The 16,697-nt window shown below is 37.2% G+C and carries 20 protein-coding genes and 2 tRNA genes; 17 read left to right on the top strand and 5 right to left on the bottom strand.

Annotated features, from left to right (window positions below; translation table 11 throughout):
- Window positions 1–97 precede the first annotated feature (97 nt).
- The 9 genes from greA (at window position 98) to JP39_RS07120 (ending at window position 6,183) form a co-directional block, all read left to right on the top strand.
- Entirely contained in the window at window positions 98–577 is a 480-nt protein-coding gene (gene greA, locus JP39_RS07155; protein WP_041499574.1) for a transcription elongation factor GreA, read from the top strand.
- Between the two features lie 49 nt (window positions 578–626).
- Complete coding sequence (locus JP39_RS07150) at window positions 627–923, top strand: HesB/YadR/YfhF family protein (RefSeq protein ID WP_041499575.1); 297 nt, start codon at window positions 627–629, stop codon at window positions 921–923.
- 38 nt (window positions 924–961) lie between these two features.
- Window positions 962–3,058: a peptidoglycan D,D-transpeptidase FtsI family protein gene (locus JP39_RS07145; protein ID WP_041499726.1), complete on the top strand. Its 2,097-nt coding sequence runs from the start codon at window positions 962–964 to the stop codon at window positions 3,056–3,058.
- An 87-nt stretch (window positions 3,059–3,145) separates the two neighbouring features.
- Window positions 3,146–3,295 carry a 50S ribosomal protein L33 gene (rpmG, locus tag JP39_RS12490; RefSeq protein ID WP_075887565.1) on the top strand — a complete coding sequence of 50 codons (150 nt, stop codon included), beginning with the start codon at window positions 3,146–3,148 and terminating at the stop codon, window positions 3,293–3,295.
- Between the two features lie 49 nt (window positions 3,296–3,344).
- Window positions 3,345–3,914 (top strand): 5-formyltetrahydrofolate cyclo-ligase, encoded by a 570-nt coding sequence (locus JP39_RS07140; protein WP_041499576.1) that lies wholly within the window; start codon window positions 3,345–3,347, stop codon window positions 3,912–3,914.
- Window positions 3,898–4,575 carry a rhomboid family intramembrane serine protease gene (locus JP39_RS07135; protein WP_041499578.1) on the top strand — a complete coding sequence of 226 codons (678 nt, stop codon included), beginning with the start codon at window positions 3,898–3,900 and terminating at the stop codon, window positions 4,573–4,575. Before JP39_RS07140 ends, JP39_RS07135 begins: the two co-directional genes overlap by 17 nt.
- A complete protein-coding gene (locus JP39_RS07130) occupies window positions 4,568–4,804 on the top strand; it encodes a YqgQ family protein (RefSeq protein ID WP_082330662.1) in 237 nt (78 codons plus the stop codon). The genes JP39_RS07135 and JP39_RS07130 overlap by 8 nt, the downstream gene beginning before the upstream one ends.
- The gene (locus JP39_RS07125; protein ID WP_041499580.1) at window positions 4,801–5,763 is read left to right on the top strand and encodes an ROK family glucokinase; all 963 of its coding nucleotides are present in this window, start codon (window positions 4,801–4,803) and stop codon (window positions 5,761–5,763) included. The genes JP39_RS07130 and JP39_RS07125 overlap by 4 nt, the downstream gene beginning before the upstream one ends.
- A gap of 21 nt (window positions 5,764–5,784) precedes the next feature.
- Window positions 5,785–6,183 (top strand): rhodanese-like domain-containing protein, encoded by a 399-nt coding sequence (locus JP39_RS07120; RefSeq protein WP_169751896.1) that lies wholly within the window; start codon window positions 5,785–5,787, stop codon window positions 6,181–6,183.
- A gap of 667 nt (window positions 6,184–6,850) precedes the next feature.
- On the opposite strand, the gene JP39_RS07110 is transcribed toward JP39_RS07120, so the two are convergent.
- Window positions 6,851–7,045, bottom strand: coding sequence for a DUF3042 family protein (locus JP39_RS07110; RefSeq protein WP_041499584.1), 195 nt, complete (start codon window positions 7,043–7,045; stop codon window positions 6,851–6,853).
- 85 nt (window positions 7,046–7,130) lie between these two features.
- Between JP39_RS07110 and miaA the strand changes: the two genes are divergently transcribed.
- The 5 genes from miaA to JP39_RS07090 all read left to right on the top strand — a co-directional run bounded on the left by miaA (window position 7,131) and on the right by JP39_RS07090 (window position 12,126).
- The gene (gene miaA, locus JP39_RS07105; protein ID WP_041499585.1) at window positions 7,131–8,054 is read left to right on the top strand and encodes a tRNA (adenosine(37)-N6)-dimethylallyltransferase MiaA; all 924 of its coding nucleotides are present in this window, start codon (window positions 7,131–7,133) and stop codon (window positions 8,052–8,054) included.
- The gene (locus tag JP39_RS07100) at window positions 8,047–9,297 is read left to right on the top strand and encodes a methionine gamma-lyase family protein (protein WP_041499587.1); all 1,251 of its coding nucleotides are present in this window, start codon (window positions 8,047–8,049) and stop codon (window positions 9,295–9,297) included. Before miaA ends, JP39_RS07100 begins: the two co-directional genes overlap by 8 nt.
- Window positions 9,298–9,722: 425 nt before the next feature.
- Window positions 9,723–9,854, top strand: coding sequence for a hypothetical protein (locus JP39_RS12820; RefSeq protein WP_255312354.1), 132 nt, complete (start codon window positions 9,723–9,725; stop codon window positions 9,852–9,854).
- 238 nt (window positions 9,855–10,092) lie between these two features.
- Window positions 10,093–11,076 (top strand): cation diffusion facilitator family transporter, encoded by a 984-nt coding sequence (locus tag JP39_RS07095; RefSeq protein WP_041499588.1) that lies wholly within the window; start codon window positions 10,093–10,095, stop codon window positions 11,074–11,076.
- A gap of 87 nt (window positions 11,077–11,163) precedes the next feature.
- The gene (locus JP39_RS07090) at window positions 11,164–12,126 is read left to right on the top strand and encodes a peptidoglycan recognition protein family protein (RefSeq protein WP_082330661.1); all 963 of its coding nucleotides are present in this window, start codon (window positions 11,164–11,166) and stop codon (window positions 12,124–12,126) included.
- A gap of 175 nt (window positions 12,127–12,301) precedes the next feature.
- Here the strand turns inward: JP39_RS07090 and JP39_RS07085 are convergent.
- Window positions 12,302–12,375, bottom strand: a tRNA-Arg gene (locus JP39_RS07085).
- A gap of 193 nt (window positions 12,376–12,568) precedes the next feature.
- Here JP39_RS07085 and JP39_RS07080 point away from each other — a divergent pair.
- On the top strand, window positions 12,569–13,246 hold the full coding sequence (locus tag JP39_RS07080) for a type 1 glutamine amidotransferase domain-containing protein (protein WP_041499589.1): 678 nt from the start codon (window positions 12,569–12,571) through the stop codon (window positions 13,244–13,246).
- Between the two features lie 44 nt (window positions 13,247–13,290).
- Here JP39_RS07080 and JP39_RS07075 read toward each other — a convergent pair.
- The 3 genes from JP39_RS07075 to JP39_RS07070 form a co-directional block, all read right to left on the bottom strand.
- Window positions 13,291–13,364, bottom strand: a tRNA-Arg gene (locus JP39_RS07075).
- A gap of 145 nt (window positions 13,365–13,509) precedes the next feature.
- The gene (locus JP39_RS12815) at window positions 13,510–13,641 is read right to left on the bottom strand and encodes a hypothetical protein (protein ID WP_281176188.1); all 132 of its coding nucleotides are present in this window, start codon (window positions 13,639–13,641) and stop codon (window positions 13,510–13,512) included.
- A gap of 201 nt (window positions 13,642–13,842) precedes the next feature.
- Window positions 13,843–14,028 carry a hypothetical protein gene (locus tag JP39_RS07070; RefSeq protein ID WP_041499591.1) on the bottom strand — a complete coding sequence of 62 codons (186 nt, stop codon included), beginning with the start codon at window positions 14,026–14,028 and terminating at the stop codon, window positions 13,843–13,845.
- A 188-nt stretch (window positions 14,029–14,216) separates the two neighbouring features.
- Here JP39_RS07070 and JP39_RS07065 point away from each other — a divergent pair, with 188 nt between their 5' ends.
- Window positions 14,217–15,617, top strand: a complete 1,401-nt coding sequence (locus JP39_RS07065) for a carboxylesterase family protein (protein ID WP_041499592.1) — start codon at window positions 14,217–14,219, stop codon at window positions 15,615–15,617.
- Window positions 15,618–15,760: 143 nt separating this feature from the next.
- A complete protein-coding gene (locus JP39_RS07060; RefSeq protein ID WP_041499593.1) occupies window positions 15,761–16,009 on the top strand; it encodes a hypothetical protein in 249 nt (82 codons plus the stop codon).
- Window positions 16,010–16,697 lie beyond the last annotated feature (688 nt).

Below are 16,697 nucleotides of genomic sequence, written 5' to 3'. Positions count from 1 at the left end.
AATTGTATATATAAATAAATGTCATCTAATCGTGCTTGATTAGATGACATTTTGAAATTAGAATAAATAATGAATTTTGAAAGAGGTATTTATAAAAATGGCAGATAGAAGTTATCCAATGACAGCCGCAGGCTTACAAGATTTAAAGGATCAATTGGAAGAATTAAAGAAAGTAAAGCGTCCCGAAGTAATTAACCGTATCAAGATTGCACGTAGTTTCGGTGACCTTTCTGAAAACTCAGAATACACATCTGCAAAAGATGAACAAAGTGTTATTGAATCAAAAATTTCCGAAGTAATTGAACGTATTCAATATGCCAAAGTTATCGACGCTGATGAAGTAGCCGACGATGAAGTTTCAATCGGTAAAAAAGTTACTGTTCAAGAAGACGGTGAAGAACCTGACGTTTATACTATCGTTGGTGCTTCAGAATCAGATCCTGACAGTGGTAAAATTTCAAACGAATCACCAATTGCTAAAGCTCTAATCGGCAAGCACACTGGCGAAAAAGTAACCATTGAAACACCAGTTGGCAGCTATGAAGTAACTGTTAAAGACGTTGCAGTTGCCGAATAGCAACGTTTTCTGCTATGTTTATCTTAATTAAAAGATTGAGGTGGACGTCATGAAGATCGAACTAACTGATGAAGCAGTAAAATGGTTTGAAGAAGAGTTGGACTTAGTACCCGGTGATGGTGTACATTTTTATGGTAAGGTCTATGGAAAAACAATGGTTCATGAGGGATTTTCAATCGCTATGCGTAAGGAAAAACCAATTGATCCGGTGTCCAGTACTGTCATCCATGGTGTGAGTTATTATATAACTGATAGTGATACTTGGTTTTTTGCCAGATATGATTTGTTAGTTGAATATGACAAAGACCTTGATGGGCCAAATTATATTTTTAAATCGAATGAGTAATTATTCGTTTTTTTTGAAGGATAAATATGAGAAGAATACTGGATATATTAAAGAAAAGAACAGGTAGTCAAGCGAAGTCTACTATTCCATTTCGTCTAAACCTGCTTTTTTTTATTGTCTTTGTTCTATTCGCAATGTTAGTTGCACAGCTAGCTTATCTCCAGATTGTTTATGGTGGTAAGTTTCAAGCTGAAGTTGACCGAACAGATAAGACAGTAATGACAGGCAGTGTGCCACGTGGGATGATTTATGATTCTAAAGGTAGACTTTTAGTTGGGAACTCGACAGCCAATGCAATCACTTATACAAAGAGTGGGAGCGTTAAGTCGAGTGATATTTATACGATTGCAAGCAGATTGACAAAGTATATGAAAGTTGATGTCGACGATTTAACAGATCGTGATAAGGCTGATTATATCTTGGCTGCACCTAATAAGTCAGCTCAAGTTGCTAAGCAAATGCCTAAGTCATATCGTGTTGATGCTAATGGCGATGCTTTGTCATCAACAAAAATTTATGCTAATGAAGTTAAATATGTTCAAAAAGAAGGCGTTCATCTGAATGATAAAGACCTCCAGCGAGCTTCTTTATTTAAGAAAATGAGTGCTGCTTATTCACTTTCAACAGTTTTCTTGAAAGATAAGAATTTATCTGCTCGAGAAATTGCTCAAGTTAGTGAACATTTGACTGAATTACCAGGAATCAGTATCGGTAGTAACTGGACACGTGATTATCCACAAGGTAAATCAATTGCCAGTATCATCGGTGGTGTTTCCACAGAACAACAAGGTATTCCCGATGATGAAATTAACTCAATGTTGGCATCTGGTTATTCACGTAATGACCGTGTCGGAACTAGTTATCTAGAAAAGAATTATGAATCAATTCTTTCTGGTACTAAGAGTCAACGTCAAGTTCAAATTGGTTCTAACAACCAGATCAAGAAGAGTACTGTACTATACAAAGGTCAAAAAGGTGGAAACCTTAACTTAACAATTGATTCAAGTTTCCAAAAGAAAGTTCAAGATGATTTAAATGCACAATATAGTGCTGCCAAAGCTGCTGGTATTACACAGTATTCTGATGGTGCCTATGCTGTTGTTTTGAATCCTAAGACTGGTGCTGTTTTGGCTATGGCCGGAATTCACAATGATCCTAAGACTGGTGATACATCTGAAGATGCTTTGGGTGTTATCAATAGAACCTTCGTTATGGGTTCTGCTGTTAAGGGTGCGACTGTCTTGGGTGCTTTAATGGATGGTGTTATTACACCTGAAAATAATTCACAAGTTGATAATCCAATTTACTTGCCAGGTTCACCGGTTAAAAAGTCTGTTTATCCGCCTGGTACTTTCAGTAGTTTAAATGCTATTCAAGCACTACAATTTTCATCAAATATTTATATGATGAATTTAGCCATGAAGGAAGGGAATGCCAAATACGTCCCTAATGAAGAAATGTCAATGAATCCTGATATTTTCTCTAAACTACGTGGTTACTTTAATCAATTTGGTTTAGGTGTAAAGACCGGAATCGATATTTCAGGTGAAACAACTGGTATTGAAGGTTCTACAAGAAACAGTGATGGTCAATTGAAGACTGGTTCTGCACTGGATTTATCTTATGGTAACTATGATGCCTATACATTGATTGAAATGGCTCAATATATTTCTACCATCGCAAATGGTGGCTATCGTTTGAAACCATACGTCGTACAATCAATTCAAAAGACTAAAGATGATGGAACAAAGGGAGCTTTGACATCCGTTACAAAGCCTTCCGTTCTAAATAAGGTTGGATTTACTCAAGATGAATTAAACGTCGTTAGAAAGGGTATGTATGCCGCTGTCCATGGTAGTGGTTACTGGACTACTGCTACTAAGTTGAAAGATTTATCACCAGCTGTAGCTGCTAAGACTGGTACTGCCCAATCTTTCTACTACAATCCTGATAATCCTTCATCTGATCCTCCTGAAACAATTACCACTAGTTTGGTCAGTTTCGGACCATATGAAGACCCTAATGTAGCAATGGCTATCGTCTTTCCTAATCTAACAAGTGAGAATGGTAGTTATCCAAACTTACTAGCACATCAGATTTATACAGACTACTATAAGATGACTGGTCAGAAATAATCTGAATTTAGCCTTTTAAAATATCGAAAAAAATGATATATTTAATTAGTTGAATTTAGTTAAGTATTATGAAAGGATGTTCCCAATATGAGAGTAAACATAACAATGGAATGTACTTCATGTCACGAACGTACATATCTAACAAACAAGAGCAAGCGTAACAACCCTGATCGCCTTGAACTTAAGAAATATTGTCCACGCGAACGCACTGTTACATTGCACCGTGAAACAAAATAAACAACAGGTTAAAACCCCTGTTGTTTTTTTTTACTAAGGGAGTGATTAATTGGATAAGGTAAGCTTTAGAAAAAAGCAGATCGATTTGGTCAGTGAGTTTATGAAATCCGATAAGGCTCAAAAAGAAATCAATGATCTTTACATGCAATTATTCGATGATTTAGATTTTCAAAATACCCCAAGTATCGGTATTACGCTGAGTATGAACGATGAAATCCCCACATTTCCAATTATTAATCAATGTTGGGAAATGGGTAAGGATGTTTATATTCCGAAGACTTTCGCCAATTATTCAATGCGTTTCGTACAATATACGAAAGATACCGAATTAATTGAGAGTTCATTTGGCGTTCGAGAACCAAAAAATTATGAGAATAATATTATGGATCCGCCTGATCTCTTGATTGTTCCGGGTTTAGCATACTCACAATCAAAAAATCGACTTGGTTTTGGTGCGGGTTATTTTGACCGTTATTTGGCTAAGCATCCAACTAAAACAATTTCCTTAGCATCATCGAGACAATTTTACACAGACACGCCTTGGCCTATTTACGTGTTAGATAAGCCAATCGATAAGATTCTTGTGTCAAAGGGTGATGTTGATGCAAATAATCAATAAAGAGAGTAAATCATACGTTACTTGGGTCTTACTAGCTGTGACAATCGGTGTTTTCATCGTTGAATCAGTAGTTGGTGGCTCGCAAAATTATCAAACGTTGCTGTTGATGGGAGCAAAAACTAATAATTTAGTTCAAGCTGGTCAATGGTGGCGCTTGATTACGCCAATATTTTTACACATTGGTATCTTTCATATTTTTATGAATGGGTTTACACTGTTATATGTTGGTCAAATCTTAGAGCCAATGGTCGGTCATTGGCGATTTTTCGTGATTTATATGTTAAGCGGTATTATGGGTAATCTTGCAAGTTTTGCCTTTGGTGCCAATAATGTTATTTCAGCTGGTGCTAGTACGTCTCTCTTCGGCATGTTTGCTGCCTTTCTAGCATTAGGTTTAATTTATCGCGAGAACCGATTTTTGAGAGAACTTGGCAAAAGTTTTTTAGGTCTAATCGCAATTAATTTGTTGATGGACCTGACTATGTCCGGTATCGATATTTGGGGTCACATTGGTGGCGCTGTTGGTGGGTTACTCCTCGGCTATGCTTTGGGATTGCCTAAAATCAGTCGTCCAAAAATGATCTTTCGCATACTGGCAATTTTGGTAGCCATTGCTATCTCTTATTATATGTATGCAAAGGGTATGATAGTTTATGGATAATATGAGCTTTAGAACCCTCTATGATGTACAGCAGCTTTTGAAACGCTTTGGGACTTTTGTGCATGTTGGCAAAAGAATCTGGGATATCGAATTGATGTCAAGTGAGATTAGGCGCTTGTACGAAGGTGGATTAATCGACAAACAGACCTTTATTCGTGTTCAATTGGTCTTAAAACGTGAACACAGACTAGAAGAGAAAAAACAAGAAGAAAAGGACAGATCAAAGTGACAGACAAAAAGTTAATCGGTGTTGACCTTGGTGGTACAACAATTAAATTTGCTATTCTTACTGATAAAGGTGAGATTCAACAAAAGTGGAGTATTGAAACAAATATTCTTTCTGATGGACAATTGATCATCCCTGATATCATTGATTCAATCAATCACCATATCAAGATGTATGACATGAGTCCCGACCAATTTGATGGTATTGGACTAGGTTCACCTGGTACAATCAACCATGAAAATGGAACAATCAAAGGTGCTTACAACCTTAACTGGACTAATGAAGTTTATCCAGTGCGTGATATTCAAAAGGGTACAGGTCTTCCTGTAACAATTGAAAATGATGCTAACGTTGCGGCTCTTGGTGAAAGATGGCAAGGTGCTGGTAACAACGCTAATGACGTTGTGTTTGTAACCTTAGGCACTGGTGTTGGTGGTGGTATCATCGCTAATGGTAAATTGATCCAAGGTGCTAATGGTGCTGCCGGAGAAATTGGTCACGTTACAGTTGATCCTAATGGCTTCATGTGTACTTGTGGTAAGAGAGGTTGTTTGGAAACAATCGCTTCAGCTACTGGTATCGTGCGTGTTGCTAGAGACCGTGCTGGCGAATATGCTGGTAAATCAGAATTGAAGGCTATGCTTGATGATGGTCAAGATATTTCAGCTAAAGATGTCTTTGATTTAGCTAAAAAAGATGATGACCTAGCAATGATCGTAGCTGATTATGTTTGTGATTCACTTGGATTTGTTCTTGGTAACATTGCTAACACATTGAACCCTAAGTACATCGTTATCGGTGGTGGAGTTTCAGCTGCTGGTGAATTCCTTCGTGCAAAAGTTGACAAAGCTATGCGTGCCAATGAATTTGCTACAATTAAGGATGCAACTGAACTAAGATTAGCTAGTTTAGGTAATGGTGCCGGTGTTATTGGTGCTGCTTCATTGATTAAAGTTGATTAGGAGTTTTTGTTAATGCAAGTTTTGAATGTGATTTTGTATATTATTGTAATCGGATTTTTGGTTTATTGGGTTGGTTCATGGCTTTACTTCTGGTTAAAGGGTAGAAGCATGGGCGGTTCAATCGATCAAAAGACATTTGAGGAAACGATGAGAAAAGCTCAAATTGTTGATTTAAGAGAGAAAAACGCATTCGATGCCAAACATATTTTGGGTGCTAGAAGTCTTCCATATACACAACTCAAGTACAATGAGGGTGAATTAAGACCAGATCTTCCAGTTTACCTATATGGAGATAACAAAAATATGTGTGTCCGTGCGGCTCTTAAGTTGCAAAAAAAGTGGGGCTTTACTGACGTTAAGTGGTTAGAAGACCGTTTTGCTGATTGGGAAGGCAAAACTAAGAAAACTACTAAAATCTAAAAAAATGCTGTGCAGAGTTTAATCTGACACAGCATTTTTTGTTGGTGTGCTATTGAAGGATGCCGCCACCGGGCGCAAGTGATGAAGCCTGCTGTGGGACCGGCTCGAGCCGAAGTGCGGTCTCGACCCTCGCTTTTGAAATTCGCGGTCTTTGCGAAGTTCAAAAGACGTCCTGTGCTGTAAGACCGGAAGTTCGCCGGCCTAACACCACTGCCACTGCGGTCTTCATCACTTGCGCCCGGTGGCTCTGAGTTTTAAAGAGTTCTGTTGGTATTATCTCTATAAATTAAATTGGATTGATGGATTTTATAATATTGATTGAATCAACAGAAAATGCTTCGGTTTACTTTTCAATATTCCATTATGAAGTTAAACATTGTAGATTATTAAATAAGAGGATATGGTTAAACTACAAATTACGCGAGATTTAGCCGGAAGGTGCCAGTAAGTAAAATAGTACAGCGGTGGAGGTGGCGTTATGGCTTTAGCCATTACACCACAGGGCGAATTTGGAGACTTACCGAACTGTGGTAAGGCTTCAAATCGAGGTTCGAGACCGCACTTTGGCTCGGACCGGTCCTCACCGCGGACTATTTTACTTACTGGCACCTGGAGGCGGCAAAAAAAAAGAACCGATAGAAAAACCCTATCAGTTCCACTTTAATTGTTATCCTTGGTGTGCTTGAAGGCTCTTACGGTTAGCACGTCTGCGGTTAGCTTCAATACGTTCGTTTTCAATATTTTCGGGTTCGATAACCTTTTTCTTGAATGCGTGTAAAGCACCATAAACTGCAGTAGCTGTTGTTAGTGAACCAACAAGGAAGCCTTTAACAAAACGAAGATGTTTTTGTTTTTTTGCCATAATAATATTCCTCCTGTCTTTAATTCTCATTATGGCTTATTTCGTTTAAAATATCTATAAAAGACTGTCTAAGAGAGGTAATTTTTTGATAAAAGTTGTTGCGATAGTAGGACCGACCGCTGTTGGTAAGAGTGCACTTGGTCTAAAATTAGCTAAAAAATTTAATGGAGAGATTATTTCTGGGGATTCGATGCAGATTTATCGTAATTTAGATATAGGGACCGCCAAAGACTCCCCACAAGAATTAACTGAAGTTCCACATCACTTGGTTGATATTTGTGATGCCGATCAGCGTTACACAGTTAAAGATTTTCAAGCTAAAGCTAAAACCATCATTACTGACTTATCTGCGGATAATAAATTGCCGTTAGTTGTTGGTGGTACTGGCTTTTATTTGAGCTCGTTAGTTAACAACCTGAACCTTGGTGGCAAAAAGGATGATAACAAATACCGTCAAGAATTGGTTGAGTTGGAAAAGTCTGGTCGAATAGACAAGTTACAAGCAATCTTGAAGGATGAAGATCCGTTGGCTTATCAGAAAATTGATATTGAGAATACTCGTCGCTTGATTCGTGCCATTGAAGTTATCCGTTCAACTGGCAAGTCGATTACTGAGCAGGATAACGGAGACAAGTGGGCTGATTTTTATTTGATTGGTTTAACTGATGATCGTCCTAAGTTGTACCAACGTATCAATGACCGTGTCGATAAAATGGTACAGATGGGCTTGTTAGACGAAGCTAAGTACGTTTATAACAGTCGTGATAAGTTCCCACAGGCTAAGAATGGAATCGGCTACAAGGAACTATTTCCTTATTTTGAGGGTCAAGCAAGTTTGGAAAGTTGTCTGGATGAAATTAAAAAGAATTCTCGTCACTTTGCCAAGCGTCAATTTACGTATTTCCGTAATCAGATGGATGTTGATTGGTATAATATTAGTGATGATAAAAATTATCAAACCGATATTGAAACCAATATCCTTAAATTTTTAGGAGGGCAAAATGACTAAGTGGGATGCAGCATTTCCAGATAAATTGAAGGAAGTAATTAAAGAAACAGACCAGATGATTGCTCCAAAGCTGGCTGAAATTGATGAACAAGTTTTAGACAACCAAAACAAGGTTCTAGAGGCTTTTCGTAAAGAGAGTGTCGATGAGTCGAGTTTGTTAGGAACAACTGGCTATGGGGACGATGATCGTGGTCGTGACCAATTGGAAGCTGTTTATGCGGATGTATTCAAAACTGAGGCTGCTTTAGTTAGACCACAGTTTGTTTCAGGTACACATACGTTAGCAACAGCCTTATTTGGACTATTGCGTCCAGGAGACAACCTTTTGTATGTTACTGGCGAACCTTATGACACAATGCAAGAAGTTATTGGTATAGCTGGTAATAAGCGTGGTTCATTGATTGATTACAAGATTGGCTTTGATTCTGTCAAGATGGATGGGGATAAAGTTGACTTTGATTTAATGAAGCAAAAAATTAAGGAACAAAATCCAAAAGTAATTGCTATTCAAAGATCTCGTGGCTATTCAACTCGTAAGAGCTTAACAGTAAAAGAAATTGCTGAAATCATCAAGCAAGTTAAGGCTGTAACTGATGCAATTATTTTTGTTGATAATTGTTACGGTGAATTTTCAGAAGAGATTGAACCAACTGAAGTTGGCGCTGACTTGATGGCAGGTTCATTGATCAAGAACGCTGGTGGTGGTTTAGCTAAAGTTGGTGGCTATATCGTTGGTAAGAAAGATTTAGTTGAATTAGCAAGTTATCGTTTAACAGCTCCTGGTATCGGGGCTTCTGAGGGTGCCACAATTGACCGTCAATCAGAAATGTTCCAAGGCTTCTTCCTAGCTCCTAGAGTGACTGGAAATGCCATTAAGGGTGCAATTTTTGAAGCAGCCATCTTTGAAAAACTTGGTTTGAACGTTTCACCTAAGTGGAATGATGACCGGACTGATTTGATTCAAACAATCGAATTTGGCGATCCAGATAAGATGGTGCAATTTGCTAAAATGGTTCAACAATTCTCACCAATTGATTCCGACGTTTCACCTATTCCTAGTGAGATGTCAGGGTATGAGGATAAAGTTGTTATGGCAGCCGGAACATTTGTCTCAGGAGCAAGTATCGAGTTCTCCTGTGATGGTCCAATGCGTGCACCATATATCATTTATATTCAAGGTGGCCTAACTTACGAGCACGTAAAGATTGCCATTTCTAATGCATGTAAGGAATTATTCTTCTAGGAGTCTGACCAAACGGTCAGGCTTTTTTGCTTTCATGAAACAATTTTTGATTGTAAGTGCTTAATTGAGACTAAAATCCGAACAATACGGGATAAATGAGGTATATTTACAAGAATAGATTCGGCTTTTCCAGAACAATTAGGTGGTTTTCTGGAAAGAATTTTATTGCCAAAAGTTTTATTACAATATTACGATTAAATTACAGAATGCCGTTTTATAGGATTTAATCTACTATCTTTTAGGTTAGTCTAAATTATCTATAATTAGCACCTATATTACGTTTTAGACAGACCGCGTGGGAAACGTCATGTGGTTGATTACGAACAATTTTAATAATAAAAAATAAAATAGTTTGTCTATTTCTATTGATTTTATAAAAAATGCGTGTATGATTAAGAATCATAAATAACTTGGAGGTAAGCAATATGAGATATAAAGTTACTTTGGATACAAAGCGACAATTGTTTACCGTATTTGATAAGAAAAACACTAGGGTTTCTGCATGCGGTAAGTCAATTGAAGAAGCTATGAATAAGTTGTTGAAGATGGTTGCCTAGTAATAGTTCGATATCATTTATTAACAGAAATTTAATTCAGAATACAGTTACTTTACGTATTGGTGAAATTGTAGAATTCTGACTTATGAGATGATATATTGAATGAGCAACGAGAGTTGCAGTTCTATCCTCAACGATAAGATAAGAGAGCCCTTTCCGTTTGGAAAGGGCTTTTTGCTTGGAATTGATTTTTAAATTGCTAAAATGGGCCTTGTTTAGTCTAGAAGAGGTTTTAGTTATGGAAGAACAATCGAAACATCGTCAAGAGGAACAAAGGATTTGGAAGAAGATGCAAAAGGAGGAGTTACAACGGCTTCGTAGCGCCCAGCATCATCTTTGGTTCAATGTTTCAGCGTATTTATTAATATCAGTGATTGAGTATTATTTAGCTATTGTGGGGCATTCACAGACTTTACGAGCTGATGCATTAAATAATTTGGCTGGTATCATCTCAGCTGTTTTACTACTAATTGGGATTTTTATTGCTCGTGATACCGATGATGATGACTTCATGGGTCAACCGCTGCCGGATGATCTAACACAGAGTGGTCAAAAATTACAGTTATCAAGATTTCACTATGAGACTGTTTTTACTTTAATTACAGGAATTATCATGATTGGGATTTCAGCGAATGTTATGTATACCGGACTGATGAGCTTGCTTGGTAAAACAAAGATGGACGTTCCACAGCCAATTACATTAGTTGGTGCCGGAATTGCGACCGTTATTATGCTAGTTGTCTGGTGGTTTAATCGAGCCGGTGGACGGAAATTGCAAAATGCCGCTTTAACAGCTGCTGCGCAAGATAGTTTGAGTGATGCGTTAACAAGTGTTGGGACATTTATAGCTATCGCTGGGGCGCTCTTGTTTAAAGTTGTTTGGCTTGATGGAGTTGCCAGTATCGCAGTCGGTATTTTTATATTAACTTCGGGAATTAAAATTTTTCGTGAGAGCAGTTTGAATTTAGCTGATTACTTTGATCCTAAAGTTGAAGAGCAGTTCAAGCAGGCGATTGAAAAGTATCCGGAAGTGGTACGAGTGGTCGATTTGAATGCTAGTTACAATGGCAATATGGTGACTTTAGATGTGACTATTGCCGTCAATGCTCATATGGAAGTTAAAGATAGTTATCGTTTGGGGGAGAGAATTGAGGCTCAAATGAGACGCCAGTTTGGGATTGTTGATACTGATGTTATGGCAGTTCCCGCTTTGATAAAATAAAAAAATACTTACATGCTATTTATTGCGATGGATGTAAGTATTTTTTAGTCTGGATAGTTGTAATATTGTAGTAAATGAGAGGTAAAAATGATGGCAGAGTTTAATATTGATAAAACATATATGCTTAGTGAAAATGAAGGGTCCAGTCAAAGGACAGCTAATAATTTAATTGTGCTTCATGAGACTACCAATGTTGGTGCCAAGAACAATGCCATTTATTTTAAAAATAATATTAATACTGCTCAGACGTACACTCAGTTTGTCGTTGGGGATGGCGGTAAAATTTATCAGGTTGGTGCTGAAGGGTACGTCGCTTGGGGAGCCGGCAGTTACGCTAATGCCAATGCACCAGTTCAAATAGAGTTGGCGCGAACTTATGATAAAGCTACATTTGAAAAAGATTATGCGATATTCATTAAGCTCGCTCGGGCTAAAGCTAAGCAATTTGGTATTCCCGTTGAGCTTGATACGGCCAATCAAAGGGGTATTAAGACTCACTATTGGATTTCTAAAAATATTTGGGGTTCGCATGTTGATCCCGTCCAAAGTTATTTACAGCCAACTTGGGGAATTAGTCAGGAACAATTGGCTAGGGATATTGCTAATGGCATCGGTGAAACTGTAGTCGAACCTGTACCACAGACGCCTAAGCGAGGTCAGATAACTATTAAACATGGTCCAGTGACTGGGATTGCGGGATGGAATTCTAAAGGTGAAATTATTCCTGGTTCGAATAGTAAGCTGGTGAATGCTTCAAGTTGGAAGGCGGTTGGTATTAAGAATATTAATGGATTGCCGATGTACCAGATTGCTGCGGATGAATTTGTACCTAAGAAATATACTGATCAGGCTGGTTTAGTTACTATTAATAATATCAACGGCGTTTCACCAATTAATTCTAAAGGTGAGAAAATGAAGAAAGTATTTAAAGACTTATCGCAATGGAAGATTGAAGATAGGCTGTATCGAATCAATGGACGTGATTATTTTAAAGTGGCTACTGATGAGTATGTGGATTGTTTTAATACTATCGGTGGTGAGAACAAATAAAATAAGCTATCAACCTATTTTGATAATAGATTGATAGCTTGTTTTATTGTCCACTTTTTGTCCACTTTTTTTGACGAACCAGTGTATTTTAATGTAATTACAAAAATAGAAACCCTCATAAACGTTGGTTTAAAAGGGTTTCTATTTTTATATATTCTTCTCTTGAAGTCTAATATGTCACAGGTGAGATTCGAACTCACGACCTACGGTTTAGAAGACCGTTGCTCTATCCAACTGAGCCACTGTGACATCACTCGTACTATTATAGAGAAAAGTTATAAAAGTTGCAACGACAAAATGGAAAATATTTTAATTTTATTTTTTGCTTTATCATCATCTTAAATTTCCGAAAAAACCAATTCTGAAAGCCTAATTAATACCGGTTTATTATTATTTTGGTTATTATTAAATTAGTAATGATTGTTAAAGAGGAGAACGTAAAATGAAGAAGATTCTGGTTGTGGAAACTAATAAAACACAATATGGTTATCATCCAGAAGCCACAGGACTTTGGTTAGGCGAGGCAACGGAGTTCGTTAAGGTCGTTCAGGATGCTGGCTTTTCAGTTGATTACATTAGTCCCAAGGGTGGTTACGTGCCAATTGATCCGCGAAGTTTTAAATATGCTTCACCGGATGATTTACAAATGTATCAGGATCCGGATTTTCAGAAGCGTGCTTTGGCTACTACACTCAGTCCAAGTGAAATTGACCCACGTGATTATCAGGCTATTTACTATACTGGCGGTCATGGAGTGATGTGGGATTTTCCATATGATGAGAATTTGCAAAAAATTAGTTTAGAAATTTATCAAAATGATGGTTTCCTAACTTCTGTTTGTCATGGAATTTCTGGATTGCTGTATATCAAAGACGATCAGGGACAATATTTGATCAGACACAAGCACATCACTGGTTTCACTAATGCTGAGGAGCAATTGAGCGGCAAGAAGAAGTATGTGCCATTTTTGAATGAGGAAGTAGCCAAACTTCATGGAGCAATTTTTTCGAAAAAACGTCCTTATTCAGAGTATGCTTTAGCTGATGGACAATTTATTACTGGTCAAAATCCATTTTCACCCGCAGCTGTCGGAAAAATATTAGTTAAAAAACTGCAATAAAAAAAGCCGTTAGAATAAAAATTCTAACGACTTTTTCAAATTAGTGTCACAGGTGAGATTCGAACTCACGACCTACGGTTTAGAAGACCGTTGCTCTATCCAACTGAGCCACTGTGACATTACTCGTACTATTATAGTTAAAGATATCAGTTGATGTCAATGTAAAAATTGATAATTATTAAAAATTATCTTAATCAATGGCAAAATAAAAGGTTCACTTTATAAAAAGTGAACCATCCCTAATAATAATTTACTGAATAACATTATTTGCTAAAGATAAAGGCCTTGTTTTCACCTTCTAATTCGGCCAAAACTTCTCTATCTTGTGTGGAAGTTTCAGTTCTTTCGGCATTTAATAATGATTTGATTAATTCTAGTAATTTCATAATCTTCATCTCCGAAATAACAGGCAGCTTTTAATGTCATCAGAATCTGGACAGAACACTTATCAGATAAGGCTTCCTGACCCTTATCTATGTCTAGATTATATCAGAAATATTACATTTGACATAAATAAATGACTTATTTCAGTAAAAAAAATTTAATTTTCCAAATGTAATTGCTTACATATTTTAAATATGATTTTATTTAATTATTTAGGGTTCTACCAACTCTTTGCGGCGATTTTCGATGATATCTTGTAGCTCTTGTAAATCGTCAAGCGTTGATTTTTTTCTAATAAAGCTTCTTGCTGAAGAGCGCATGGCGATATAATTAGCTCTCTCGCGGTGATTCTTGTGCCATTTTTCATTGGCACGTTTTTGTGCATCTGTTAAGACCATATATTTCTCTCCCTTAAAAACATGTCTTTGAAATTATATACAATGTTATTTTAGTAGACAAGGAAAATTATTAATTAATTGAGATTAATATAATGTAAAAATGGTTACATTAAATTCTTGTGCATTGATATTATTAGTTTAGAATATTAACTAAATTGATATTTTGTTCATTGGGGGTTTATTTTTAAATGAAGAAGATAATGAAAACAACTACAGGTACTTATCATGGCGTGATGGATCATAATCATGTCGACTTTTTAGGTGTTCCTTTTGGTTATGGACGCCGTTTCAAACGAGCTGAGGAATTTTCGATGGCAAAATTTGGAACAAACGAAGTTAATAAAATGCACTATGCGGTTCATCAGAGTGTCCAACCAATGCAAGATGATGCGCTTAATCAAGATGATAAAATCAGTTTTGGTGAAAATTGTTTAAATCTAGATATTTGTACCCCTGATGTGGATGGTAAATTTCCAATCGTTATTGAGTTTTACGGCGGTGGATTTTTACGAGGCGGTAATTATAGTAAACAGATGTCGTGGCTGGATCATCAGTCGGTCGTTCATGTCGTGCCTAATTATCGATTAGGATTATTCGGCTGGGGTGTCGTTGAAGGTGGCGATACCAACGTTGGATTGTCTGATCAATTGATGGCAATTCAGTGGGTATTGGACAATGCTCAAAGTTTTGGTGGCGATGTCACAAATATTACTTTGGCTGGTCTGTCAGCTGGTGCTAAGTCAATCGGGGCTTTAATGGCATCTAATTCGATGATTCCTGACCGTGTCCAAAAAGTCATGTTATTTTCTGGCGGTGTTCAGACAATCCGGGACTTGGAAACAGCACAAAAAGTTTCTGAAAGGATTTGTCAGGTAAATAAGATTAAATCATCCAAGGATTTATTTAATTTAACTGATGATGGTTTACAGCTAGTTCAAAAGCGGGCAATTGATCAACACATTGCCACAAATTGGTTTGGACCAGTCGTTGATGATGATTTGATTTCTGAGAATTGGTCTGAAAAATTGTTACAACGTTTGGAGAGAACTCATTTCAAGTCAATTATTTCTGCTGGAAACAATGAATTAGAAAGCTATAAAGATATGGGAATCAATCACTTGGAAAATGATGTCTTAACGGACCTTTTCGGTGAAAATAGTGAAATTTTGAAGAAGAATCTTTTACCAGAAACTTATTCGAAAAATGATTTTGTAAAAATGTTGGGTACTGCCATGTATCGTTTGCCAGCTAGAAGACTTGCTGGACTATTGGCTAGGGTTCCTGACGCTGAAGTGTATTGTAATTCCACAACGGTTTTTGACGGCCAACATGGCGGTATAATCCGTTATTTGAACACGCCGGCAGCTGAATTGAATATTGATTATCGTAAGAATCAACAGTATTTACTAAATCTACTATTGGATTTTGTGGTCAGTGGCAAGCCTTACGAAGAGGAAATCAAATACGAGTGGCCACTGTTTGACGATGACCGTTTAGTTATGGAGCTTGATTCCGACGATTTGAAGAGTATCTCTGTTATCAATCAGCGTTACTCGGAGAATCTACCATGGCAATCATATAAGTTATAAAAAAATATTTGTTGATGTATTAGTATTTTTGGCATACAAATAAAAATATATCTTGCAAAGAAAATAATTTAAATTTACAATAGCCTCGAAGTGCTTAAAGTTTAAGCGTTATTTATAATGCTTGGGATTTTAGAGGTGGAGATTTGAAAAGAAAGTTTTCGTTTATTATTACAATTGCTTTCATTTTGATGGATGTAGTTGTTGCATTTTTGACACAACAAGCAATTATTAGTAATTTAATGGGGATTTTAATTGGTATTAGTTTAGTAATCGCCCTAGTACTAATTACAAGAGTCTTCAAGAAGTGGAATTTGAAACGGGGTAAGCTGGTCGTTGCAGCGGTTTTCTTCTTCCTAGTATTGGGACGCTTGGTCATGACTACCTTAGCGTAGTAAAAAAATTGAATATTATCAAAGGATTGTGTGAGAACCAGTATGCACAATCCTTTTTTTAGTATAATGGGATACGCGTGGTGCTAGTTAAGTATGCCGTCTCCAGAGCTGGGAAATATTCTCAAGCTGTGCGGAACGGCCCGAGCCAAAATGTGGTCTCGAACCTCGATTTGAAGCCTTGACACAGTTCGTCAAGTCTCCAAACACGTCCGGTGGTATACGTACGGAAGATTCCTTCCGTACGTATACCACTACCACGGCACACAAATATTTCCCAGCTCTTCCGACTAATCAATCGTTATTAGTTGAATGTGAAAGTATTTAAACAATTTTAGACTATGAAATATTTGTAATAGGTCATCAACTAGCACCGTGCGTAATGGATATATGCTGCCAGAGGTCGTGATGGATGTAGTTCGCTGTGGGACCGGCTCGAGCCAAAGGGCGGTCTCGACCCTCGCTTTTGAACTTCGCAGAGTTCGCGAATTTCAAAAGACGTCCTGTTATGTAAGACTGGAAAACCGCCAGCCTAACATAACTGTCACTGCTGAACTCCATCCCTCACGACCTCTGGCTAGTGTATTTAATTAGCTAGGGTTGTATAACTTTTTAATATGGTTAAGTTTCCAAGCTTTTAACTCAGTAAAAGATTTAACTTGAAAAGGCTACTGTAATATTTCAAGTTGTA

It is taken from the genome of Companilactobacillus heilongjiangensis (genome assembly GCF_000831645.3).
Lineage (GTDB): Bacteria > Bacillota > Bacilli > Lactobacillales > Lactobacillaceae > Companilactobacillus > Companilactobacillus heilongjiangensis.
Note: the sequence above shows the minus strand (reverse complement) of the source record. Positions and strands in the feature narration are given on the sequence as shown.